The 23,727-nt window shown below is 66.2% G+C and carries 25 protein-coding genes; 16 read left to right on the top strand and 9 right to left on the bottom strand.

Annotated elements, in window-relative coordinates; genetic code table 11:
- Nucleotides 1-136 precede the first annotated feature (136 nt).
- From mutS to HV766_RS22200, 3 genes are all read left to right on the top strand, one after another.
- The gene (mutS, locus tag HV766_RS22210) at nt 137-2,806 is read left to right on the top strand and encodes a DNA mismatch repair protein MutS (RefSeq protein ID WP_225590524.1); all 2,670 of its coding nucleotides are present in this window, start codon (nt 137-139) and stop codon (nt 2,804-2,806) included.
- Nucleotides 2,803-3,996, top strand: coding sequence for a ribosomal protein uL16 3-hydroxylase (locus tag HV766_RS22205; RefSeq protein WP_175161734.1), 1,194 nt, complete (start codon nt 2,803-2,805; stop codon nt 3,994-3,996). Before mutS ends, HV766_RS22205 begins: the two co-directional genes overlap by 4 nt.
- Before the next feature lie 217 nt (nt 3,997-4,213).
- Nucleotides 4,214-4,441 (top strand): hypothetical protein, encoded by a 228-nt coding sequence (locus HV766_RS22200; RefSeq protein ID WP_013395215.1) that lies wholly within the window; start codon nt 4,214-4,216, stop codon nt 4,439-4,441.
- A gap of 239 nt (nt 4,442-4,680) precedes the next feature.
- On the opposite strand, the gene bamC is transcribed toward HV766_RS22200, so the two are convergent.
- From bamC to HV766_RS22180, 4 genes are all read right to left on the bottom strand, one after another.
- Entirely contained in the window at nt 4,681-5,805 is a 1,125-nt protein-coding gene (gene bamC, locus HV766_RS22195) for an NlpB/DapX family lipoprotein (protein WP_054453258.1), read from the bottom strand.
- Nucleotides 5,806-5,822: 17 nt separating this feature from the next.
- A complete protein-coding gene (gene dapA / locus HV766_RS22190) occupies nt 5,823-6,728 on the bottom strand; it encodes a 4-hydroxy-tetrahydrodipicolinate synthase (protein ID WP_054453260.1) in 906 nt (301 codons plus the stop codon).
- Between the two features lie 87 nt (nt 6,729-6,815).
- Nucleotides 6,816-7,463: a site-2 protease family protein gene (locus HV766_RS22185; RefSeq protein ID WP_054453262.1), complete on the bottom strand. Its 648-nt coding sequence runs from the start codon at nt 7,461-7,463 to the stop codon at nt 6,816-6,818.
- A gap of 68 nt (nt 7,464-7,531) precedes the next feature.
- Nucleotides 7,532-8,158, bottom strand: coding sequence for an L-threonylcarbamoyladenylate synthase (locus tag HV766_RS22180; RefSeq protein ID WP_054453264.1), 627 nt, complete (start codon nt 8,156-8,158; stop codon nt 7,532-7,534).
- Nucleotides 8,159-8,244: 86 nt separating this feature from the next.
- On the opposite strand from HV766_RS22180, the gene ypfJ reads away from it, so the two are divergent.
- The 3 genes from ypfJ (at nt 8,245) to HV766_RS22165 (ending at nt 10,566) form a co-directional block, all read left to right on the top strand.
- Nucleotides 8,245-9,099, top strand: a complete 855-nt coding sequence (ypfJ, locus tag HV766_RS22175; RefSeq protein ID WP_175181860.1) for a KPN_02809 family neutral zinc metallopeptidase — start codon at nt 8,245-8,247, stop codon at nt 9,097-9,099.
- Between the two features lie 169 nt (nt 9,100-9,268).
- On the top strand, nt 9,269-9,805 hold the full coding sequence (locus HV766_RS22170; RefSeq protein ID WP_054453268.1) for a hypothetical protein: 537 nt from the start codon (nt 9,269-9,271) through the stop codon (nt 9,803-9,805).
- Nucleotides 9,802-10,566: a DUF1828 domain-containing protein gene (locus HV766_RS22165; RefSeq protein ID WP_054453270.1), complete on the top strand. Its 765-nt coding sequence runs from the start codon at nt 9,802-9,804 to the stop codon at nt 10,564-10,566. The genes HV766_RS22170 and HV766_RS22165 overlap by 4 nt, the downstream gene beginning before the upstream one ends.
- A gap of 7 nt (nt 10,567-10,573) precedes the next feature.
- Here HV766_RS22165 and HV766_RS22160 read toward each other — a convergent pair whose 3' ends face one another.
- Together HV766_RS22160 and HV766_RS22155 are read right to left on the bottom strand one after the other, a co-directional pair.
- A complete protein-coding gene (locus tag HV766_RS22160; RefSeq protein WP_054453716.1) occupies nt 10,574-10,846 on the bottom strand; it encodes a hypothetical protein in 273 nt (90 codons plus the stop codon).
- A 271-nt stretch (nt 10,847-11,117) separates the two neighbouring features.
- Complete coding sequence (locus HV766_RS22155) at nt 11,118-11,855, bottom strand: ArsR/SmtB family transcription factor (RefSeq protein ID WP_175181859.1); 738 nt, start codon at nt 11,853-11,855, stop codon at nt 11,118-11,120.
- An 88-nt stretch (nt 11,856-11,943) separates the two neighbouring features.
- Between HV766_RS22155 and HV766_RS22150 the strand changes: the two genes are divergently transcribed.
- Nucleotides 11,944-13,212, top strand: a complete 1,269-nt coding sequence (locus HV766_RS22150) for an MFS transporter (protein WP_119450076.1) — start codon at nt 11,944-11,946, stop codon at nt 13,210-13,212.
- Here HV766_RS22150 and HV766_RS22145 read toward each other — a convergent pair.
- From HV766_RS22145 to HV766_RS22135, 3 genes are all read right to left on the bottom strand, one after another.
- Nucleotides 13,172-13,804, bottom strand: a complete 633-nt coding sequence (locus HV766_RS22145) for an FMN-binding negative transcriptional regulator (protein WP_175181886.1) — start codon at nt 13,802-13,804, stop codon at nt 13,172-13,174. The two genes, HV766_RS22150 and HV766_RS22145, sit on opposite strands and share 41 nt — an antisense overlap.
- Nucleotides 13,805-13,900: 96 nt before the next feature.
- Nucleotides 13,901-14,389 carry a GNAT family N-acetyltransferase gene (locus HV766_RS22140; RefSeq protein WP_054453276.1) on the bottom strand — a complete coding sequence of 163 codons (489 nt, stop codon included), beginning with the start codon at nt 14,387-14,389 and terminating at the stop codon, nt 13,901-13,903.
- Nucleotides 14,390-14,432: 43 nt separating this feature from the next.
- Nucleotides 14,433-14,627 carry a hypothetical protein gene (locus HV766_RS22135; RefSeq protein ID WP_054453278.1) on the bottom strand — a complete coding sequence of 65 codons (195 nt, stop codon included), beginning with the start codon at nt 14,625-14,627 and terminating at the stop codon, nt 14,433-14,435.
- A 272-nt stretch (nt 14,628-14,899) separates the two neighbouring features.
- On the opposite strand from HV766_RS22135, the gene HV766_RS22130 reads away from it, so the two are divergent.
- The 9 genes from HV766_RS22130 (at nt 14,900) to HV766_RS22090 (ending at nt 23,708) form a co-directional block, all read left to right on the top strand.
- The gene (locus HV766_RS22130; RefSeq protein ID WP_054453280.1) at nt 14,900-15,595 is read left to right on the top strand and encodes a DUF3313 domain-containing protein; all 696 of its coding nucleotides are present in this window, start codon (nt 14,900-14,902) and stop codon (nt 15,593-15,595) included.
- A gap of 202 nt (nt 15,596-15,797) precedes the next feature.
- The gene (locus HV766_RS22125; protein ID WP_165867876.1) at nt 15,798-15,965 is read left to right on the top strand and encodes a hypothetical protein; all 168 of its coding nucleotides are present in this window, start codon (nt 15,798-15,800) and stop codon (nt 15,963-15,965) included.
- 105 nt (nt 15,966-16,070) lie between these two features.
- Entirely contained in the window at nt 16,071-17,714 is a 1,644-nt protein-coding gene (locus tag HV766_RS22120) for a hypothetical protein (protein WP_175181858.1), read from the top strand.
- 69 nt (nt 17,715-17,783) lie between these two features.
- Entirely contained in the window at nt 17,784-18,686 is a 903-nt protein-coding gene (locus tag HV766_RS22115; protein ID WP_054453284.1) for a LysR family transcriptional regulator, read from the top strand.
- Between the two features lie 189 nt (nt 18,687-18,875).
- Nucleotides 18,876-19,814, top strand: coding sequence for a hydroxymethylglutaryl-CoA lyase (locus tag HV766_RS22110; RefSeq protein WP_175161727.1), 939 nt, complete (start codon nt 18,876-18,878; stop codon nt 19,812-19,814).
- 9 nt (nt 19,815-19,823) lie between these two features.
- A complete protein-coding gene (locus HV766_RS22105) occupies nt 19,824-20,792 on the top strand; it encodes an SMP-30/gluconolactonase/LRE family protein (RefSeq protein ID WP_175181857.1) in 969 nt (322 codons plus the stop codon).
- A 28-nt stretch (nt 20,793-20,820) separates the two neighbouring features.
- Entirely contained in the window at nt 20,821-21,843 is a 1,023-nt protein-coding gene (locus HV766_RS22100; protein WP_054453290.1) for a TRAP transporter substrate-binding protein, read from the top strand.
- A 3-nt stretch (nt 21,844-21,846) separates the two neighbouring features.
- Nucleotides 21,847-22,431 carry a TRAP transporter small permease gene (locus tag HV766_RS22095; protein ID WP_175181856.1) on the top strand — a complete coding sequence of 195 codons (585 nt, stop codon included), beginning with the start codon at nt 21,847-21,849 and terminating at the stop codon, nt 22,429-22,431.
- Complete coding sequence (locus HV766_RS22090; RefSeq protein WP_054453293.1) at nt 22,428-23,708, top strand: TRAP transporter large permease; 1,281 nt, start codon at nt 22,428-22,430, stop codon at nt 23,706-23,708. The genes HV766_RS22095 and HV766_RS22090 overlap by 4 nt, the downstream gene beginning before the upstream one ends.
- Nucleotides 23,709-23,727: the final 19 nt, after the last annotated feature.

Here is a 23,727-nt window from a genome sequence, read left to right as displayed (position 1 = left end):
TGGCGGAATAGCTGGGCGAACATGCCGCAGCATGTGTCGCGCGATCGTAGCGGAAACAGACCAGCCGAACGCAGCAGTATGGACAATTTGATCGCACCCATCCCCCACCCTGTGCCCGCCCGATACAATCACGGGCATGAATTCCGCAACGCAAAACACCGCCGCCGACGCCCACCCGGGCCATACCCCCATGATGCAGCAGTACCTCCGCCTGAAAGCGGAGGCCGGTCCCTTGCTGCTCTTCTACCGCATGGGGGACTTCTATGAAATGTTCTACGAAGACGCGGAGCGCGGCGCGCGTCTGCTGAACCTGACGCTGACCAAGCGCGGTTCGTCCAACGGCACGCCGATCCCGATGGCCGGGCTGCCGGTGCATGCCATGGAGCAGTACCTGGCGCGGCTGGTCGCCATGGGCGAGTCCATCGCCATCTGCGAGCAGATCGGCGATCCGGCGACCTCCAAGGGTCCGGTCGAGCGCCGCATCGTGCGCATCGTCACGCCCGGCACGCTGACCGACGACGCGCTGCTGCCGGCCAAGGCGGACCGCGCGCTGGCCGCCGTGTTCGTGGGCGGCACCGCGCGCGCGCCGCGCGCCGGGCTGGCCTGGCTGAACCTGGCCAGCGGCGAATTCCGCGTGACCGAATGTGCGCCGGCGCAGCTGGAATCCGAGCTGCACCGCATTGCGCCGGCCGAGATCGTCTGCGCCGACAGCGCAGAGTTCGACTTCCCCTTCGAAGGCGCGCGGGCCCGCGTGCCCGACTGGCACTTCGAAGCCGACAGCGCCCGCGCCCACCTGCTGGCGCACTTCAAGACCGATACGCTGGCGGGCTTCGACATCGAAGACATGCCGGCCGGCATTTGCGCCGCGGGCGCGCTGCTGCGCTACGCGGCACGCACCCAGTCGCAGGCCCTGGCCCACGTGCAGAGCCTGTCGGCGGAACGCCCCGGGCAGTACGTGCTGCTCGATCCGGTCACGCGCCGCAACCTGGAGCTGACGCAGACGCTGTCCGGCGAAGATTCGCCGACGCTGTTCTCGCTGCTGGACGGCTGCCGCACGCCCATGGGCAGCCGGCTGCTGCGCCGCTGGCTGCACCATCCGCTACGCGAGAACGAACAGGCGCTGGCGCGCCAGCAAGCCATCTCGGCGCTGCTGGCGGGCCGCATGGACATGGAACAGACCTTCGGCGCGGCCGGCTTCGGTTCGGCCGGGCTGCTGGAGTCCTTGCGCAGCGCATTGAACGCCTTCCCGGACATCGAACGCATCGCCGCCCGCCTGGCATTGCGTTCGGTGCGCCCGCGCGAACTGGCCAGCCTGCGGGACGCGCTGCAGGCCCTGCCGGCGCTGCGCGACCAGGTCGAGCCGATGGCGGATTCGCCGCGGCTGGGCGAACTGGTCTCGCACCTGTCGGTGGACCCGGCCCTGGCCGCCCTGCTGGTGCGCGCCATTGCCGCCGAACCGGCTGTCGCCATCCGCGACGGCGGCGTGCTGGCGGCGGGCTTCGACGCTGAACTGGACGAACTGCGCGGCCTCGCGGCCGACGGCGGCGACTTCCTGGTGCAGCTGGAAGCCCGCGAACGCGAACGCACCGGCATCAGCAACCTGCGCGTGGAGTTCAACCGCGTGCATGGCTTCTACATCGAAGTCACCAAGGGCCAGACCGCCAAGGTGCCGGAGGATTACCGCCGCCGCCAGACGCTGAAGAACGCCGAACGCTACATCACGCCTGAGCTCAAGACCTGGGAAGACAAGGTGCTGTCCGCCCAGGACCGTTCGCTGGCTCGGGAAAAATGGTTGTTCGAGCAATTGCTCGATGTGCTGGCCGAACACGTGCGGCCGCTGTCGGACTGCGCCGCCGCGTTGGCCGAACTGGACGCGCTGGCCGCGCTGGCCGATCACGCGCGCCGCCACGACTGGATCGCGCCCGAACTGTCTGAGCAGGCCGACATCGACATCGATGCCGGCCGCCACCCGGTGGTGGAACACGCCATCGAGCGCTTCACGCCCAACGGCTGCCGGTTGGAGCCAGCGCGTCGGATGCTGCTGATCACCGGTCCGAACATGGGCGGTAAATCGACCTATATGCGGCAGGTGGCGCTGATCGTGCTGCTGGCGCGCATCGGCAGTTTCGTGCCCGCTTCGCGCGCCCGCATCGGCAAAATCGACCGCATCTTCACCCGTATCGGAGCGGCCGACGATCTGGCGGGCGGCCGCTCGACCTTCATGATGGAAATGACCGAGGCGGCCGCCATCCTGTCGGCCAGCACGCCCAACAGCCTGGTGCTGATGGACGAAATCGGCCGCGGTACGTCCACCTATGACGGCCTGGCGCTGGCCTGGGCCATCGCCTGCCGCCTGCTTGCCCACAATCGCGCGCTGACGCTGTTCGCCACCCACTATTTCGAGCTGACCCGCCTCCCCGCGGAACAGCCGGCCTCGGCCAACGTGCACCTGGCCGCGGCGGAATCGGCCGGCGGCATCGTGTTCCTGCACGAAGTGCGCGAAGGTCCCGCCAGCCGCAGCTACGGGATCCAGGTGGCGCAGCGCGCGGGCGTGCCCGCCGCCGTGATCCGCCAGGCCTCGCGCGAACTGGAACGCCTGGAGGCGCAAGGCGCCCCCACGCCGCAGCTCGGCCTGTTCGCGGCCGCCGCTGACGCCGACGCCCAGGCCTATGCGGAAGCCGACCGTTCCGACGACCTCGAGGCCCTGGACGCCCTGCGCGAGGAACTCGCCGCCATCGACCCCGACAGCCTGACCCCGCGCGAAGCGCTGGACGCCCTCTACCGCCTGAAGAAGCACCTGCAATGAACCTCGACCATCCCTTGGCCCTGCTGGGCAACCAGAGCCCCAATGACTTCATGCGCCGCTACTGGCAGCGCAAGCCTCTCTTGATCCGCCAGGCCATCCCCGGCTTCAAGCCGCCGGTCACGATCGCCGCCATCAAGAAGCTGGCGCGCCGCGACGATGTGGAATCGCGCCTGATCTGGCGCGAGAACGGCGAATGGCAGATGGAGAACGGCCCCTTCGCGCGCCTGCCCAAGGACAATGAAGGCGACTGGACCTTGCTGGTGCAAAGCGTGGACCTGCACAGCGATGCCGCGTCCGAACTGATGCAGCTGTTCCGCTTCATCCCCGATGCGCGCCTGGACGACGTGATGATCAGCATCGCCAGCCATGGCGGCGGCGTGGGTCCGCATTTCGACAGCTACGACGTGTTCCTGCTGCAAGCGGCGGGCGAGCGTGAATGGCGCTATGGCCGCCAGAAGGACCTGTCGCTGGAACCGGGCCTGCCGCTGAAGATCCTGAGCCGTTTCGAGCCCGAAGAGACGGCCGTGCTGACGCCTGGCGACATGCTCTACCTGCCGCCGCAGGCGGCCCACGACGGCGTCGCCGTGGGCGACGGCTGCATGACGATTTCCATCGGTTTTCGCGCACCCACGCAGGCGACGCTGGCGCGCGGGCTGCTCGAAGCGGCCGCGGATCAGGTCATGGCGCGCGTCGGCCTCTTGGGCGGCCCCTATGGCGAGCCCGCCCTGCCCGGCCCGAAGCTTTCGGCCGTCTATCGCGATCCCGGCCAGCCCGCGGTCGACACCCCCGCCGCGCTGCCGGACGCGCTGGTGGCCGCCACGCTGGAAACCGTGGAAAAGCTGCGCTTCGACGATGCGCTGGCCTCGCGCTTCCTGGGCTGCTGGCTGACCGAGCCCAGCAATCTCAGCGTGTTCGACGCGCCCGAAGGCATGGACGTGGATCTGGAAGAAGACTGGCCCACCGCAGGCCGGCTGGTGCTGGACCGCCGCAGCCGCATGCTCTATCGCGGCAAGCAGCTCTTCATCAATGGCGAAACCGCCATGGTGCCCGCCGACGCCGCCCTGCGCACGCTGGCGGATGCGCGCAGCCTGGATTGCTCAGACCCATCCTGCGCTCGGTTGAGCGACGAAGCCCGCTCCTGCCTGGCGGATTGGCTGGATTCCGGCTGGATCCGCTACGTCGCGGCGTAGCATCCCGACACGGCCCCGTATCAGTCCTGTACAGAAGGAAATCAGGTCTGATACGCGGGACACATCAAGAAAGAGATAACACGAAGCTGAAAGGTTTGTTGCCGTTAGGATGCGACCTTTTTAACTTTCATACGCGTTGCGCCCGCGTGTTCCTGTAGCCTGACCTCTGGTTTCCCCTAATGGGGTTTCAAGAGTCGTCATCTACAGGAGTCTAAAAATGATGAGCAAAACCTTGATTATTGCCTCGGTGCTGGCCGTCGCGCTGAGCGCCTGCAACAAGAAGGAAGATGCCCCGGCGCCCGCGACCAACCCCGCTCCGGGCGCAAGCACGCCTGCCCCCACCACGACGCCCCCGGCCACTTCGCCGGCTCCGGCGCCCACGCCCAACACCACGCCGGGTGGCGGTTCGACCACCCCGGGCGGCTCGACCACCCCCGCGTCCTAATAAAAACTCAGCGACGAACCCCCGCTCTGAGGACGCAAGAAAAAGCCCTGGCTGCTGCAGCCGGGGCTTTTTTGCGTCCAGAGGGCATATGCGCAAGGCGCAGCAACCACAAGCCTTCGCGGCGGGAAGCTCGCCCTTCCTGCCGGCTCGCAAGATCTTCAAAGCGCCCAACAAAAAAAGAGGCCCCCGCAGGGGCCTCTCTTGCGCGGTGCTGCGCGTGAGCGCAGAACCGTCTGGTCTTACATCTTGTCCTTCAGCACGCTCAGCAGACGCTGGGCGGTGGCGCTGTTGTCGCGCGCGCCATTGGCATCCAGCACGGTCACCACGGTCTGGTCGCCGTTGGCAGCCAGGTGGATACGGTACTGCGGCGCCTCGGCCTTCTTGTCGCCCGAGAACATGCGGCTGAAGAAGCCCGGCTGGTCGATCTTCTCGCCCGTGTCGGTATCGACATAGCGGACGAAGTAGTCGCCAGCGGAGCGATCGCGGTCGTCCACGGCGAAGCCGCCGCCGTCCAGCGCCACGCCAACACGGCGCCATGCGCGGTCGAACGATTCGCTGACGAGCAGCGAGGCGCCCTGTGCGCGGACGTCCTGCTGCACGGCAGGCTTCTGCGGCGCGGCCTCGGCCTGCTGCACCAGCTTGCGGGCGTTGTCGACGTCGGAACCCAGGTAGACCATCATGCGGGCCAGCATGGCGGCGTTCAGGCCCGGATCTTCCTTGCCGTTCTGCCACTGCACCTGCATGCCGTCGCTGCCCACGCGCTTTTCAAGCATCTGGCGGTGGCTGACATAGACCTCGGTATGGCCATTGACGCGTTCGACACGGGTACGGAATTTCTCGCGTTCGCCGCTGTCCCAGGCCGATTCGAGAATCATGCCCAGCGCCTGACGCAGCCAGCTTTCCGGAATCTTGGCCCGGTTTTCAGCCCAGTCGGTTTCGATCAAGCCAGCGCCAGGATTGTTGCTGGCGACGGTAAAGCCGTTTTCGGTCCAGAAGTCCACCAGTCGCGGGAACACGTCTTCCGGCGGACGGTCCACCACCAGCCAACGCAGGTCGCCGTCGCGCTCGACGCGCATGTCCTGGCGGCCGGGCAACACGTTGCTCGTCTTGGGCTGGGTGGCTTGCGCCTGGCCCTGCTGCTGGAACTGCGAATAGGTGGTCGAGCCCGAAGCCGGCGCGCGATAGCGCGGATCGCTGTTGGCCTGGGTCAGGTCGGGCGGGATGCTGAGGGGCTCTCCACGCTGGGTGACTGCGCTCTTGTAATTGACGGACTCTTCATTGCCCAGGAATTGATTGACCTCGCTGCAGCCGGCCAACAACACCAGAGACATCAATGCCGACAAACCGGCATGACGTTTGTTCATACGTATCCTCACGATATTTAGAGCAGGCCCGTTTCCTGGAGCGCGGCACGCACGGTTGCGTGGTGCTGCGATCCCAGTTCAACCAGCGGCAGCCGGTAACCCAGTGCGCTGCGGCCCATTTCGGCCAACGCCCACTTCACGGGGATGGGGTTGGCTTCAACGAACAAAGCCTTGTTCAGACGCGCCAGGTGCGCGTTAAGTTCACGCACCTTGGGCACATTGCCGGCCAGGGCGGCGGCACAGAGCTCGCGCATGAGCTTGGGCGCCACGTTGGCCGTAACGGAAATATTGCCGCGCGCACCCAGCAGGATCAGGGCGGCGGCGGTGGGGTCATCGCCGCTGAAGACCTGGAAGCTGGCCGGCGCTTCGCGCAGCAGCAGGCCGCCGCGGGCGATGTCGCCCGTGGCGTCCTTGATGCCGATGATGCCCGGCACCTGCGCCAGGCGCAGGACCGTTTCGTTGCTCATGTCGGCAACAGTACGGCCCGGCACGTTGTACAGGATGGTGGGCAGATCGACGGCTTCCGCAATGGTGCGGAAGTGACGGTACAAACCCTCTTGCGAGGGCTTGTTGTAATAGGGAACGACCGACAGGCCGGCCTGCGCGCCCACGGCCTTGGCGTGGCGCGTCAGGTGGATGGCTTCGTCGGTGGAGTTGGCGCCCACGCCGGCGATGACCGGAATGCGGCCCGCAGCGTGTTCGACCGCGACGCGGATCAGCTCCGCATGTTCTTCCATGGAGACCGTGGGCGACTCCCCGGTGGTGCCGACCACCACCAGTGCGTCGGTTCCTTCCTGGATATGCCAGTCGATCAGCGACCGGTAGGCCGCGTAGTCCAGACTGCCGTCGGGCTGCATGGGAGTGACCAGAGCCACCATGCTGCCTTGGAAATTAACGCCTGCGGCGGTTGCAGGGGATGCCATAAATGTAGGGCTCCAAAACCCCGCGGCGGGATGCCCCGGGGCCAGAATCAATGAAACCGATGAGTTTAACGGATATTGGCTGAAATCCTACAGAAACCACTGGACGATGGTCGTCCCCAGAGAGAGTACCGGCCGCATCAATAGCCAGAGCACATCCGTCACCAGCAGGATGACGACGATCACCAGGCCATAAGGCTCGATTTTCGAGTATTGCCAGGCCAGGCGATTGGGCAGCAGGCTGAAAAGGATGCGTCCCCCGTCCAGCGGCAGGATGGGCAGCAGATTCAGGGCCATGAGCACGAGGTTGACGTTCACGCCGGCCACGGCCATCTCGAACCAGAACGATTCCTGCAGGCCGGACTCCAGGAAGATGCGCAGCGAAAACGCCCACAGGACCGCCATGAACAGGTTGGCGGCAGGCCCCGCCAGCGCCACCCACAGCATGTCCTGCTTGGGCCGGCGCAAGCGGCCGAAATCCACCGGCACAGGCTTGGCCCAGCCGAACAGCATGCCCGGACTACCCAAAAGCTTGGAGGCCAGCAGGATCGCCACCGGCACCAGCAGCGTGCCGACGGGATCGATATGCCGCGCAGGATTCAGGCTGATGCGTCCGGCCTGATAGGCCGTGGGATCGCCGAACATCCGCGCGACGTAGCCGTGCGCGGCTTCGTGCAAGGTGATGGCGAAGATGACCGGTATCGCGTAGACCGCAATGGTTTGGATGATGTCATTCATGGCGAACCGGATTGTAGATGAGCCACGCGCCGGCGCATGCCGGCGTGCAGGTCGGCGCGGCGGGCGCGCTAGGCAAGACCGAGGGTGGCAGGATCGCCGCGTCCGACACGCACGACCACAGGCTCGTCGCCGGTGAGGTCTATCACGGTGGTGGGCGATTGCGGGCAAGCGCCCGCGTCGATGATGGCCGCCAGGGAGTGTTCGTAGCGTTCGCGGATTTCTTCCGCGTCGTTCAACGCTTCGGTCTCGTCCTTGGGGATGAGCGTGGTGGACAGCAAGGGCGCCCCCACCTGCTCCAGCAGGCCCAGCATGACGGGATGGTCCGGCACACGGATGCCGATGGTCTTGCGCGACGGATGCGACACGCGCCGCGGCACTTCCTTGGTCGCTTCGAGGATGAAGGTCCAGGGTCCCGGCGTCGCGGCCTTCAGCAACCGGTACTGGCGGTTGTCGACGCGCGCGAAGTGGCCGATTTCAGCCAGATCGCGGCACAGCAGCGTGAGATGATGGCGTTCATCCAGGCCACGCAGGCGGCGCAGTCCGTCAGCGGCGTTCTTGTCGTCCAGCCGCGCGACCACGGCATAGCTCGAATCGGTAGGCACTGCGACCAGCCCGCCATCGGCCAGCCATTGGGCCGCCTGCTTCAGCAGGCGCGGTTGCGGATTCGCGGGATGAATATCGAAATACAAGGCCATGGGTTTATCCTAACACTCTTGAAGGCCGCTCAGTACAGAGCGGCGATGCAAAATGGCGGGAACGCCGACCCGCCCGGAGAAACAGTATGCGCCTTGATGACTCGCGCGAAAGCGACAATGTGGAAGACCGCCGTTCCAGCGGCCCACGCATCGGCGGCCGCGGCACCATCGGCATAGGCACGATCGTGCTGGCCCTGGTCGCCATGTATTTCGGCGTGGACCCCAGCGTGGTCCTGCAGATGGCCGAAGGCCCGCCCGTGCAGCAACAGCAGGGGCCCGCCACGCGTCCGCCCGCCAACGACAAACAGGCAGTGTTCGTCTCCAAGGTCCTGGGCGAAACCGAAGACACCTGGAGCGCCATTTTCCAGAAGGACCTGAACCGCCAATACGTGGCGCCCAAGCTGGTGCTGTTCCGCGGCGCCACGCCCACGGCCTGCGGCACCGGACAGTCGGCCATGGGGCCGTTCTACTGCCCGGGCGACAGCAAGGTGTACATAGACCTGGCGTTCTTCGACGAATTGCAGAACCGCTTCAAGGCGCCGGGCGATTTCGCCCAAGCCTATGTCATCGCGCATGAAGTCGGCCACCACGTCCAGCATCTGCTGGGCATCTCGGACCAGGTGGACAACCTGCGCCGCCGCAATCCTGCGCAGGCCAATGCATTGTCGGTGCGCATGGAACTGCAGGCCGACTGCTTCGCCGGCTTGTGGGCGCAGCGCGCCAACGCGGCCCGCAACATCCTGGAAGGCGGCGACGTGGAAGAGGCCCTGACCGCCGCCACCGCGATCGGCGACGACCGCCTGCAGAAGCAGAGCCAGGGCTATGTGGTGCCCGATTCCTTCACTCACGGCTCCTCGGCCCAGCGCGTGCGCTGGTTCAAGCGCGGTCTGGAGAGCGGCAGCATCAAGCAGTGCGACACGTTCGGCGCCAACTCGCTATAGACGCGACGCGCCGCTCTTGCACTGTACATCCATACAGCACAACGGGCGGCGCAGTCTTCATCTTGTAAGATTACGCCCCCTCGCAGTGTTGCGCGTGCGCCCGCCGCCGCGCGGTGCTTGCCAGGCGCGCTGCCCGGCGCGCGCATTTCCAAGACCCTAGATCAGTTCCATGGCCAACAAGTTCGAACCGCTAATCACCGTTGATGAGGTGCAAGAGATTCTTGCCGAACCCAAGGAAACCGTAAAACCGATCGCCTGGGTGCCCAAGCCCGCCGCCAGCAATCTCCAATGGATGGAATTCGCCTGTGCCTGCCGGGTCAAGGGCGAAGTGCGTGAAGACGTGATCTTCCGCGCCACCTATCGCGGCGCGCGCACGGCCGTGCACGGCCAGGCCACGATTTTCCTGGCCGAAGCGTTCTGCGCCAGCCTCTTCGTAGGCCCGCACCGCGTGTTCGGCGTGGACACCGACGACTCCTTCCACACCAGCCTGGTGGGCGAAGGCCGGCCTCAGTACCGCAAGCCGCTTGCGGACCGCAGCCATGAACACATCTGGGTGGATGATGGCGAAGGTTATGCCGAGCCCATCGTGCCCGCCCTGCAGAATATCGGCGCGCTGATGCAGTACTTCCTGCCGCGGGCGAACCTGACGCTCACCGGCGGATTCGCGCATCCCCTCAAAGGCCGCCAAATCGAACTGATCCTATGAGCACTTTCCTGGAAGCCTCCGGCTGGACCGTCCTGCCGGCGGGCGAGCACGCCATCCGTGCCATATCGCCCATGACACTGGGCCTGGACGGGCAGCACGCGGCCTTCTTCATCGCGCATCCCGACGAGTCCACGTTCTACCTGACCGACGCCTGTGAGACCGCGATGCACGCGTCCAGCTACGGCATCGACCTGGCTGCCAAGCGCATCGACATCCTGAATGAAACCCCGGGCGTCAGCCTGGCGCACTTCGACCGCGACGGCGCCATCGTCGCCAGCGGTCCCAACGAGCAGCTGCAGGAAGCGCTGTGGGACGCGGTCAAGCTGGCGATGGCGCTGTCGTTCCAGTGCGCCAAATGGATGCCGAAGTTCAGCCAGTTGCGCTTTCGCGCCCAGGTCGGGCGGGCGCTGGCGGCGGGCGTGGGCGTGAACCGCATGGTCAAGGGCGCGCGCGCCAAGGGCAGCAGCGGCCACACGGCCGATTTCGCCTTCGCGGTACGCGCCGCCAGCAGCACCGCGTTGACGTACATCGAACCGATCGCCCTGAAGGCCGGCAAGAAAATGGACTGGACGCAGGTCTACCAGACCCACGGCAAGATGTCGGACGTGAAGATGGCGGACGCGCGCAACTCGCGCATGGTCATCCTGGAGGACGGCGCCTCGGCCGAGGAATTCAAGAAGGCCGTGACCATCCTGGAACAGTCCGCGACCGTGCAGACGCTGGCCAAGACGCGCGATTGGCGGGAAGTCTTTTCCGGCTAGGACGGCGTCAGGCTGGCAGGTTGGTCAGGCCGTCGACGATTTCGCGGCCGTGCAGGATCGCTGCATGCACCGCTTCACGCGGACTGTAGACAAAACCGCCCTCGGCAAAACGCGGAACCGGATATTCGTCGCCGCCTTCGAGCACGGCGCCTGCCTGGACCACCATCACCGACGCTATGAATACGGGGCCGCTGGATTGCGCCTGAACCTCGGCGTCTGCGCCCCGGGACACTTTGGCCGTCAGCCGGTATCCCTTGTAGATCAAGTTGTTCTGATGCACTTCGGATGCCCTCTTTGTGCGATCCAGCATACCCCGCTTGACTATGACAGTTCGGATATGTTTTGTAACGATGGCAGAAAATAGAAACACTGTTGCATCGCGATAGGTGCGTCCCCGTTTCCCAGGAACGCTACGCGCGGCCCATCCGCGCGCCGCATGTCCAGGGTTGACGCGGCTTGCGGCGCAACGCGGGGCGCTGCCGCAACCCGTCCCCACCCGGGTTCACGGGGATTTCCCTAGATCTGTTGCATATGCACACCTTATTGCAGGCTCATGCGGCGACATTCCGGTCCCGGCGCGGAGCGCTCGCGGCGGACTGCTCATCCGCTGGCCCGAAGAAGGCGGGAAACTGCTTTTCGCCCTTCTTCGTCACGCTCAACGCGCGCGAATCCAAGTCCTTGCTGATCCAGTCGCGGCGCGTCAGCGCCTCCAGCAGCGCCGCGCCCAAGGCGCCGCCCAGATGCGAGCGACGCTCGCTCCAGTCCAGGCAGGAACAGGCGAAACGCCGCCGGCGTTGGCGCGCCTGCATCACGTCCACGCCTATCTGCGCCAGGGCCGCCTCGCCCAAAGGCGTCAGCAGGTAATCGCGCCCGTCCGCCGTCAGCCATTGGCGCGACAGCATCGCGTCATGGATGCGTACGGCCAGGGTGCCCGCCATGTGGTCATAACAGGTACGCGCCTCGCGCAGCGCCGAGGGCGTGCTGGGTTTGAACGGCACGCGCTCCGCGCCGGCCACCACCAGCAAGGCCTCCAGCGCATGTCCGACCTCGCCATTGGCCAGGCGGTAGTAGCGGTGCTTGCCCTGCACGGCCATTTCCACCAGCCCTTGTTCCCGCAGTCGCAGGAAATGGCTGCTGGCGGTGGAGGCGCCGATGTCGGCGGCGGCCGCCAGTTCGGTCGCGGTGCGGGCGCGGCCGTCCAGCAGCACGCACAGCATGCGCGCCCGGGCCGGATCGGCGATGGCGCCAGCCACGGCAGAAAGATTGATGTCGGCGAACTCGGATTCCATGATTCGTCACAGACCAAAGTGTTGTGTGCAGAGTCAAGCATACTGCGACTCAACGCAACAAGACAGCGGCCGGCCTGCCCGGACACCCATGCGCGCATCCCGGAAATTCTTTGGCTGGACAGTGCTTTACGCCACCTTCGTGCTGGCGATCTTCGGCTGGGGCGTCGGCTTCTACGGCCCGCCCGTGTTCCTGCATGCCGTGACGCAGCGTACCGGGTGGGGCGTGGCCCTGGTATCCGGCGCCGTCACGCTGCACTTTCTTTGCGGCACCCTGGTGGTCGCCAACCTGCCGCGGCTGTACCGGCGTTGCGGGGTGCCGGCGGTCACGCTGGGCGGCGCCGTGCTGCTCGCGTTCGGCGTGAGCGGCTGGGCCGCGGCCGCACAGCCCTGGCAGCTCTATGCGGCGGCGCTGCTCTCGGGCATGGGCTGGGTGACGCTGGGTGCCGCCGCCGTCAATGCGCTGATCTCACCCTGGTTCGTCCGCCGCCGCCCCGCCGCGCTGGGCATGGCCTACAACGGCGCCAGCGTCGGCGGCATCGTCTTTTCGCCCTTATGGGTTTACCTGATCGGCCAGGCAGGATTTGCCCAGGCGGCCTTGTGGGTAGGCGCGGCGATGGTGGCCGTGATCGCCGTGCTGTCGCGCAAGGTGTTTGCCCTGACGCCGCAACAGCTGGGCCAGGAGCCTGATGGCGCTTGCGCTGCAGCGCAGGCGCCGGCGGCCACGGCAGGCATCGCCTCGCCCGCGCCGCTGGCGGGCCTGTGGCGCAACCGCGCCTTTCTCACCCTGGCCGCCGGCATGGCGCTGGGCCTGTTCGCCCAGATCGGCCTGATCGCGCATCTGCTGTCCCTGCTGGCGCCGCTGCTGGGCGCACAGACCGCAGGCCTGGCAATGGGCCTGGCTACGGCCGCGGCCATCGGCGGGCGCACGCTCGTCGGTTGGCTGATGCCTGCCGGCACCGACCGGCGCAAAGTGGCCTGCCTGGCCTACGCCATCCAGATCGCCGGTTCATTGGTTCTGATGCTGGCCGCAGAGCACGCCTGGGCCATCTGGCTGGGCGTACTGCTGTTCGGATCAGGCATAGGGAACGCGACCTCGCTGCCGCCATTGATCGCGCAGACTGAGTTCGCCCGCGAAGACACGCAACGCGTGGTCCCGCTGATTGTCGCCATGTCGCAAGGCGCCTACGCCTTCGCGCCCGCGTCGTTCGGCATGCTGCGGGCATGGTCCGAACAGGCCGGGCAGCCACTGCTCTGGTTCCTGGCGGCGGCGGCCAGCCTGCAGGCCGCCGCCATCGCCTGTTTCGCGTTGGGGCGCGTTACTCCAGCCCGCCGCGGCGGGCAACCAGCCCAGCCATGACGGCATCGCCGTTTTCGCCGGCCAGGCCTTCGGCCACGCCGCGCCTATCGGCAACCGTTCGGTTCTGGCTGACCTTCCATTTGCCTTCGATGCGCGCAATGGGAATCTCCACGCCGACGATGGCGCGCATCTGGGCCGCGATGAAATCCGCCGGCGCGTCGGCCACGCGCCAGGGCTGCGCGCGCGCTTTCTCCTGGCTGTCGGTCAGCGCATCCAACTGGGCGCGCAGCCAGGCCGGATCATCCTGAATCACCGGCGCGCCCCAGACGTGCACGGCAACGAAGTTCCAGGTGGGCACGACCTTGTGCGTCTCGGCCTTGGTCGGGTACCACGACGGCGTGACGTAAGCCTGCGGTCCGTGGAATACGACCAGGCATTCGCGGCCCGAAGCAAGGTCGGCAAGCTGCGGGTTGGCGCGGGCCACATGCAGGCGCAATAAGCCATGCGGTCCTTCCGGATACAGCAGACAGGGAATGTGGTTCGCCATCAGCCCGCCCTCCCCGCTGGTCGTGAGCACGCCCAGCGGATGGGCGCGGATGAAATCGTGCTGGACTTCGAGCGAGTCTTCGCGAAAGGCGGACGGCAGGTACATGGCGGGTTCGGCGGTAGCGGCTGAAAACCACAACATACCGCCATCGTGGCTCCATTTCCAGGACCAGCTCAGGTTCTTTTCATGGAGCCAGCGGAATCAGGCTGGCAAGCGCTTTTCCAGCAGGATGGTGGTGAAGCCGCTGTCCCATTCCTCGTCAGGATAGGTATCGATCTCGGCATAGCCGTGCTTGCCGTAGAACTGGCGGCTGCGCATATTGAAGGAATCCGTCTCCAGCCGCGCCTGAGCAAATCCCGCAGCGCGGATGGCCGTTTCCATCCAGGCCAGCAATGCGCCGCCGACACCCTGCCCTTGCCTTGCGGGATGCACATGCAAGGCCCAGATGAAGTCGTTTTCCCAATCCGCCATGCCCGCCAGCACGCCGTCGATTTCGCACACCATGAAAAGGCTGCCCCTGGCGCTCACATACTGGCCCGTCTTGCCGCTTGCGCGAAACTGGGCGTCCCTTTCCGCCGTCATTTCCGGCATCCACGTGCTTTCGTAGGTGCGCATCAGCAGGTCTTCAAGCAAGACTGCGTCCTCAGGCCGGCTCGGCCTGATCATGAATTTCTGTTGTTGGTCCGTCATGCGCGGCAGTGTAGCAATGCCGCTCCCAAGGAGATGCGCGCGCTTATCGTCGCACGCGTTCGTATGCCTGGTTCATGCGATCCCGCGCCCCGGTTTCGTTGGCGTAGGCGCGGTCATAGTTGTCCAGGCAATCCTGGGTGGGATTCGGCCACTTGATCGCGGCGATCGCGGCGGTGAGCTCGTCGCGGGCCCGCTGCCAGTCCTTGACGGCGGCATACCATTGCTTGGCGGTGTCCATAGTTGTCTCCCTATGTTCACTCGTCCATCGTAGTCCCGCGGCGGCTTTCCGCGGCAGCTATTACGGCTTACCCGCAATGGAGTCTTCCACGCCCCGCCGATCTTTCGTTTCAGTTTTCCCAAAATGGAATTCTGCTTTGCAGCGAAACGGGGCTTCCACCCCTGCCAAAGCGGAAAATGCGGCGCGAAACGGGGCAATAATTGGGCCGCCCGCGACACGCGCACGGCCTTTCCATCTGCCGCGCCGGGCGCCATTTTCAGGAAGAGAAGAATATGAAGATCCGTCTCGCTCTGGCCGCCTGCTGTGCAGTGATCGGCCTTGCCGGCTGCACCAACCTGCCCAAGCCGCAGAACTATTCCACGTCCCTGGGTGAAAACCAGAGCCGGCTCAAGCAGGATCCCGACTGGAGCGCTGGCATGGTCTGGGTGCGCCCCGGTCCGCCCATCGGCAGCCAGTACCAGAAAAAACTCATTCTGGAACCGGTGCAATACATCCAGGGCGACCGACCGGACGAGCTGGACATGAAAGCCGATAGCGCCATGCGCGAGCGCGCGCTGGCCTACCTGAACGAAGCGATCCGGCGCGAGTTCGAACAAGCCGGCTACCAACTGCTGACACGGCCCGCGCCACACGCAATGCGCCTGAGCGCCGCCATCACCGGCACCTTCCGCAACGAGCGCGACCCCAGGATGATGGAATACATCCCCATCGGCTTCGTGATCGGCCAGACCGTCAAGGCGGCCGGCTACCGCGACCAGTCGGCGCGCCTGCTGCTCGAGGCCGCCCTGCGCGACGCCAATACCAACGAGCTGCTGATCACTTCGCTGGGCACGGTCACGGGCGGCAACCTCCCCGCTGACCGCAAGCCCACCGCGGACGACGTGCGCAGCGCCATCGACGACTGGGCGCGCAACGCGCGCGAACAGTTCGACCGCATCTGGCAGGAAGACCAGCCGGAAGCCGGTTAGAGGCTGCGCTCGCACCGACGGGAACTTCCTGTCAGAGTTGACAGGTCTTGATCCATCAAGGCGGAACAGAACGGGCCAAAGCGGGTCGAATTCATCGCGTTTTTCAACCGAAAATCACGATGTGATGAATATTGACGTCAACCCTCACTTACCCAGTGCCACGGCTAATGCTACTGTTCCGCCTGTGCAAGGAGTACATGCAATGGATCAGAAAACCAAGCCCTGGGCTTTTCCCAAGCCGCATCCGGAAAATACCCCGCGGGGCGAACGCAACAAACAGGAGTTCGACGCTCCTGCCCAAGACCCGAAACCCGCGCCCAAGCCACGCGCGAAGAAGGAGACGCCGGCCGCCAGCCGGGCTCGCACATGAGCCCGGCCGGGCGCCCCGGCCTGCTCCTCGAATAAGCTTATCCCGCCTGCCCATGGCCCAGCGCCCGCATTCGCGATCAATGGCACGCGTCTCGCGGAAACCAGCATGGCCATGATCGCCGATCCGCCGCTGCGAGGCAGCGGCAAGATTACCGGAGTGTTCTTCGACCCTGCGGGGGAAATCGCGGCCGTGGCCTCCGAGTTTCCCCTGCTCGCGAACCCTCGCGCCCGCGCGGCGTATGGCGGCCAGACGTTGCGCTATCGCGTGGCGCTGTACCGCCGCGGCAGTCCCATCCCGTTCGCGGCTTTCGACCAACTGCGCCATCCCGTCAACCACATCGCTTTCCATCCCACCCAATCCGTGGTCGCGATCGGCGCAGGCAGTTATGACGGCGGCTATCTGTTCGAAGGCGACCTGCTGGTCTGGGATTGGCGCAGCGGGCTCTCGCGCCGGTTCTTCCGCAACATCCCCGAAGTTGCGCATTGCGCCTTCACCCCCTCGGGCGACGGGATCGAGGCGTGGGTGCGGCCCTGGGACGAAGAATGGGAAGGGCTGCCCGACGATCCGCCCGACGCCGCATTCAACACCTTGTTCGTCGTGCGCACGCCCTACGACGCGGCGACCTGGTCCGATGCCGGTCCCGGCGAACTGGAACTGTCAGGCAACGACATCGCGCCGGCAGAAGATCCCCCCGCGCCGGCGCCAGAGTCCCGCCTCGCGCAATGGCTAGGGCTGCCGCAACTGGGAAGCCGCAAGGCCATCCATGATCTTGCGTGGTTGGACGCCAAGCGCATCGCGGTAGCGCATGGCGGCTGCCTGCTGGAAATCCAAGACGTCGAAGACGGCCTGGTCGCCGCATACGCCGGCGCCGGCCATGGCGCCGAGATCATCCGGGCGGCGGGCATCCATGTACACGTCGTGGAACCCTCGAAGCGGCCCGACATGAAGTGGCACCAGGATTCCCGGCTGTATACGCTGACGGATGACCGGCTGGACCTCGTCGGCGAGTACGACGGCGAATACACGTTCTCGGCCTCCTCGCAAGGCGTATTGCTGGGCCGCAGGAACCGCAACCCCGCAACCCGCAACGCGTGCGACCTGCTGCGCGACCTGGGCTCGGGCGCCGAACGGCGCGTGGACCTGGGCCACTACGACTGCTTCAATCACTACATCCGCATCAGCGGCGCGCCGTCGCCGTTCTGCGTCCAAGGCACGCCTGCAAGCTCCCACGAGGCCAAACGCCTGTGCATGGTCATGCCCGACGGCCGGACCAAGCCGCTGTGGCCGGTGCTCAAGGCCAACGGCAAGCCCGACAGCCACGCCATGGAACTTGCCGGCTGCTACGTCGACGACGCGCAAGGCGCTGGCCTGGTCATCAGCGGGCGGCACTACGCTCCCGCCGTCAACGTCGCCTGCGCCGGCTTCATTTACCGCAAACCGCTGGACCGTGACCGCGAACTCTGGCGACATTCCACCACTGCCTCCGCCAGCGCGGTCGTCTTCATGCCCTGCCCCGGGCTGATCGCCGCCGCGTTCCTGGACGGCGGGCTGCTGTTGCTGGATGCCGCGTCGGGCGAGATCCGGTTGCGCGCCAGGATGCGGCTGGAAGGCCTGCCTGCATTGGTCTTCGCGCTGGACGCCCATGAGGAAAAACTGGCTCTGGGAACGGCAGATGGCCGGATCTCCATCATCGCGGTCGACGAACTGCTGGCGCGCGGCGCGGCGCAGGAATGGGTGGAAATCGGCTAAGCGTAATCCCCTAGGCCCGCGGCCCGCGACTGCCGCTATCCTCGCGGACGTATCTATCCGCGACTTCCCATGACCCCTCGTCTGGATCTGTATACCCTGCAGGTGTTCCTGGCCGTGCTGGAAGAAGGCAGCATCGCCGCGGCCGCCGCGCGCGAACATATCGCGCCATCGGCGCTATCGAAGCGCCTGTCCGAACTCGAACGCGTCCTGGACGTCCCACTGTTTCAGCGCCATGCGCGCGGCGTCGAACCGACCAGCGCCGCACACGCGTTGGCGCGGCGCGCACGCACGCTGCTACATCAAACCCAGGACCTGGCCGCCGAAATCCGCGACTACTCCGCCGGCCTGCGCGGCCGCGTGCGCGTCGCGGCCAACCTGTCTTCCATTGCGCAGTTCCTGCCGATGGAACTGCGCCGCTTCCTGACCCAGCACCCCAACGTGCAGATCGACCTGGAAGAGTCCGTCAGCGCCGGCGTCACCCGCGCGGTGATCGACAACGCCGCCGACATCGGCGTCTACACCCAATCCGACGACGAAAACGGGCTGGACATATATCCCTACCACCGCGACGTCATGGCGCTGGTGACGCCCTCGGGACACCCCTTGTCGCGACACCGGCAGGTATCGTTCGCCGATACGCTGGACTATGACCACGTCGGTATGCACCGAGGCAGCGCCGCGAACTACCTGTTCACGCGCGAAGCCGCGTCCATGAACCGTTCTCTGCGACTGCGCTTCCAGGTCACCTCCTACGACGCGCTGGTGTCCATGGTGCGCGCGGACCTGGGAGTCGGCATCGTGCCCACCAAGGCCCTGTCCGCCTATGTGTGCGACGCGCTCTGCATCATTCCGCTGACTGACGCCTGGGCGCACCGCCAGCTCAAGTTGTGCGTGCGCAGCAATGAATCGCTATCGGGCGCCGCCCGGTTGCTGCTGGATCATCTGATCGCCGAAGCCGCAACGCAGCAATAGGACGCGCGAGCCTGCCCATGCGCGACGCCTGGCCCCCGAGCCATCGCGTTTCGCGATCCCCCGCCGAAGATTGACGATTTGTCCTGCCCGGGTCCATCGCAGAAGATGGTGGCCGACCACCCATGTCCCGGACATCGCCGCGCAAAGCCCTCGCGGGCGCAGGATCCGGGCGCCAGGAGACGACAAGCCATGAGCCTTCCAGACCGAGTCGAAATCGTGGAAGTCGGCATGCGCGACGGACTGCAGATCGAATCCGAGTTCGTGCCCACCGACACCAAGATCCAGATCCTGAACGCGCTGATCGACGCAGGCGTGCGGCACTTCGAAGCCACCTCCTTCGTTTCACCCCGCGCCGTGCCGCAGATGCGCGACGCGCAGGAAGTCCTGCAGGGCGTGCGCAAACGTCCGGGCGTGGTGCTGGGCGCGCTGGCGCCCAACCGCAAGGGCGTCGAACGCGCGCTGCAGTCGCAGGCCGACGAGATCGTCGTGTTCCTGTCGGCCACCGAGAGCCACAACACCAAGAACCTGAACCGCCCGGTCGAACAGTCGCTGCGCGACATCGAGGACATCGCGCAGCTGCTGAAAGACCACCCCATCAAGCGCAAGGGCGCCATTGCCGTCGCCTTCGGCTGCCCCTTCGAGGGCGACGTGGACCTGGGCCGCATCCGGACCATCTTCGACCACTTTGCACGCCAGGGCTTTGACGCCGTGACGTTGGGAGACACCACCGGCATGGCCACGCCCCGGCTGGTGCGCGACACGGTCGAGACGCTGCGGGCCGACCATCCCGGCGTCAAGATATCGCTGCACTTCCACAACACGCGCGGCATCGGCCTGGTGAACGTGGTGGAAGGCCTGCGCGCCGGCGTCACCTCCTACGAATCCTCGCTGGCTGGGTTGGGCGGCTGCCCGTTCGCGCCGGGCGCCACCGGCAACATCTGCACCGAAGACCTGGTCTACCTGCTGGACGAGATGGGCGTGGACAGCGGCATCGACCTGGGCGCGCTGATCAAGGTAGCCCAGCGGCTGGAAGGCATCGTCGGCCGTGGCCTGCCCGGCCAGCTGATGAAGGCAGGGCCGCGCCTGCGCCTGCATGACTATGCCGTAGCCGCCGGCGCGATCGGCTGAGGAGCCCCCATGGACAGCAAATCGAATGGCGGCGCGGTCCTGGACCTGTCGGCGGTGCGCGAGACCGGCGTCAACTTGAACCGCCCCGAATGCGTGCTGAGCACGGCCGCGGGCGATCTCTACGTGTCGGACAAGGCCGGCGGCATAAGCCACATCCTGCCCAACGGCGACGCGCGCCTGATCGGCGCCCAGTCCGGACTGATACCCAACGGCTTCGCCCTGTTGCGCGACGGCTCGTTTGCCGTCGCCAACCTGGCCGACGACGGCGGCGTCTGGCGCGTACAGCGCGACGGCACGGCGGAGCCCTACATCATGGAGATCGACGGCGTGGCCCTGCCCGGCGTCAACTTCGTCTGGCTGGACGAGCGCGAACGCCTGTGGATCTGCGTCAGCACCGTGCGTCGCGGCGACCATCAGTTCCGCCGCGACATCGCCGACGGCTTCATCGCCGTGCGCGACGAGCGCGGCACCCGCGTCGTGGCCCAGGACGTGCATTGGACCAACGAATGCCGCACCGATCCGGACGGCACGCACCTGTACGTCAACGAAACCTTCGGCCGGCGCCTGCTGCGCTTTCGCATCGGCGCCAACGGCGACCTGAGCGAACGCGCCGTCATCACCGAATTCGGCAAGGGTACCTATCCCGACGGCATGGCGGTCGATGAAGAGGGCCACATCTGGGTGGTCAGCGTGGTCTCCAACCGGGTCATACGCGTCAGCCCGCAAGGGCAGCAGCAGCTCATGCTGGAGGACGGCGACGCCGCGCACATCGACAGGCTGGAAGCCGAATACCTGGCCAATCGCCTGAGCCGCCCCATGGTTTACGACAACCATAGCAAGCGGCTGCAGAACATCACCAGCCTGGCGTTCGGGGGCCCAGAGCGCAAGACCGCCTACATGGGCTGCATCAATGGGTCCCGCCTGGCGGTGTTCGATTCGCCGGTCGCCGGGCTCAAGCCCGTGCACTGGAACTGGTAGGCCGGATCCGCATCCCGGAGGAGACATCATGCACAAGAAAATATCGCAGCAACTGGTCCGCGCCTCGGCAGCCCTGCTGGCGCTTTCGATCACCGCCGCCGGCGCGTTCGCGCCCGCAGGCCAGGCGCAGGCGCGGGAAATGAAGATCGCGACCATCGCCGCCTCCAACAGTCCCTGGGACCATGCCATGCGCGCCTTTGCCGAAGAGGCCGCCAGGCAATCCCAGAACGAACTGCAGGTGCACGTCTACACGGACGGGCAATTGGGCGACATCAGCAAGATCCTCTCATCCATGCAGCTGGGCACGCTGGACATGGGCTACTTCGGCCTCGGGTCCGTGGTGTTCCTGCGCGGCGCCCAACCGCTGAACATCCTGTATGCGCCCTATCTGTTCAAGAGCGGCGAGCAGGCCGAGCGCATCATCAACAGCGACGAGTTCGCGCAGATCTTCGACGACGTGGCCAAGAAATCCGGCGTGCGGGTGTTTGCGGCCTTCGGCATACGCTCGCCGCGTGCGCTGCAGACCGTATCGCGGCCCATCAACAAGCCCGAAGACGTCAAGGGCCTGAAGCTGCGCATTCCCGCCATTCCCATCCTGAAGTCCACCTTCGAAAAGCTGGGTGCGCAGGTCGTGCCGCTAGGTATGACCGAAATCTACACCGCGCTGGGCCGCGGCATGATAGACGGCCAGGACAACGGCTTCGACCTGTCGATCCCGTTGCGCTTCCACGAGGAAGCCAAATACTGGGCGGCGACCGACCACGCCTATGAGCTGACCGGCTGGTTCATTTCCGAACGCGTCTGGCAAGGCCTGGACGCCAGGCAGCGCCAGGCGCTGACCGAGGCGGCCAAGGCGGGCGGCAAGGTCGCCACCCGCCTGGACCAGGAGCTGGACGACAACGCAGTCAAGCTCCTGAAGGAAGCCGGCGTTACCTACACGCAGCCCGACAAGGCCGCGTTCAAGGCGGCGCTGGCTACCGTCTACCAGCAGTACGAAGGCAAGGATTGGCCGGCCGGCATGGTCGAACGCATCCAGAAGATGCAGGAGTAAGCCATGGCCGCGCCCATGCCCGCGCCGACCGTGCGCGCCTCGTCCCACGCGGCCTCCGGCTGGCGCGGCCTGGCGCTGAGCGCCGACTGCGCCGTGTGCTGGATCGGCCGGCTGGCGGTCGCCCTGACCCTGGCCATGGTGCTGGTGTTCTGCTTCGCCCAGGTTCTGGACCGCTATCTGCTGAAGACGCAGTTCGACGCCTGGGACCAGGTCGCGCGCATCGGCATGCTGTGGTGCGCGTTTGTCGGCGCGGCCATGGCGTTGCGCGAGCGCCGCAACGTGGTCATAGACATCATCGACCGCCATCTGCCGGAACGCGTGCGGCGCGCGCGCGACCGCCTGTTCGACACCTGCCTGCTGGCGCTGGCCGCCACCCTGTTCTACAAGGGCCTGGACGTGGTCGCCGTGGGCAACTTCCAGGACATCGTCGGAACGCCTTTCACCTACGCCGTCAGCTACGCCTCGCTGACCGTGGGCATGGTGTTCTTCATGCTGTTCCTGGCCCTGCGTCTGCTCATCCCCGACGCCCCCGCGCCGCAGGACGCCTTCGCGCGCGGCGAGTCCGACACCCCGGGAACGCATCCATGATCCTCTTCTCCGTCGTGCTTTTCGTCGTGCTCATCCTGGCCGGTCTGGACATAGGCTTCGCAATGATCACCGCCGCCCTGATAGGTATGCTGTTCAAGGGCGGCGGCGGGGTCGATATCGCCCAGGCGCCGCTGTCGATGCTGGGCGGCATAGACGAGACCGCCCTGGTCGCGATCCCCCTCTTCATCCTGGCCGGCGAACTGATGAACCGCGGCGGCGTCACGCTGCGGCTCATCAACTGGTCCATGGCCATGGTCGGGCATATGCGCGGCAGCCTGTCGCAAGTCTCGCTGACCACCAACCTGGTCATGGCAGGCATCAGCGGCTCCGCCGTGGCCGACGCCAGCGCCATCGGCACCGCCATGATCCCTTCGATGAAGCGCGAGGGCTACCGGCGCGGCTACCCCGAGGCGGTCATCGCCTGCGGGGCGATGCTGGGTCCCATCCTGCCCCCGTCGATCCCGATGATCGTCTATGCGGTGCTGGCCAACCTGTCCATCATCCGCCTGTTCCTGGCGGGCATCATTCCCGGCTTCATGCTGCTGGCGGGCTACATGGCCATATGCGCCTGGCAGGCGCGGCGCCACGGCTACCAATCGCGTCCGCGGGCCAGTTGGCCTGAGCGCGCCAGGGTGACGCGCGCGTCCATCTGGGCCTTGATGATGCCCGTCCTGATCATCGCCGGCATACGCTTCGGCCTGCTGACGGATACAGAGGCCGCGGCGTTCGTGGCCGTGTACGCCCTGCTCGTGGGTCTGGCCGTGTACCGGGAACTGAAGCCGGGCGAGCTGGGATCGGCGTTCTACTCGGCCGGGCGCACCATGGCCGTGGTGCTGTTCCTGCTGGCCGCCGCCGGTCCCTTCAGCTGGCTGATCAGCGAATCGCGCGTCGCGGCCACCATCGCCAAGGGCATCCTGGGCATCTCCGACCAGCCCTGGGTGGTGCTGCTGACGGTGAACGTGTTCCTGATCCTGGTGGGCAAGATCCTGGAGCCGCTGCCGGCCATGATCATCACGCTGCCGGCGCTGCTGCCTATCGGCGCCCAGCTCGGCATGGACCCCATCCAGTACGCCATGATCCTGATCCTGAACCTGATGACGGGCATGCTGACGCCGCCGGTCGGCATCCTGCTGTTCGTCACGTCCGCCGTGGGCCGCACGCCGATAGGCCCCATCGTGCGCGAAATCGTGCCCTTCTTCATCTGGTCGCTGATCGTGCTCGCGCTGATCTGCGCCTTTCCTCCCCTGACCTTGTGGCTGCCGCGACTGGGCGGCTGACCAAAATCCAAGCAGATGC

Origin of the sequence: Achromobacter aegrifaciens, from assembly GCF_902859735.1 — a bacterium.
GTDB lineage: Bacteria > Pseudomonadota > Gammaproteobacteria > Burkholderiales > Burkholderiaceae_B > Achromobacter > Achromobacter aegrifaciens.
This window is presented reverse-complemented; position numbering and strand designations above follow the sequence as displayed.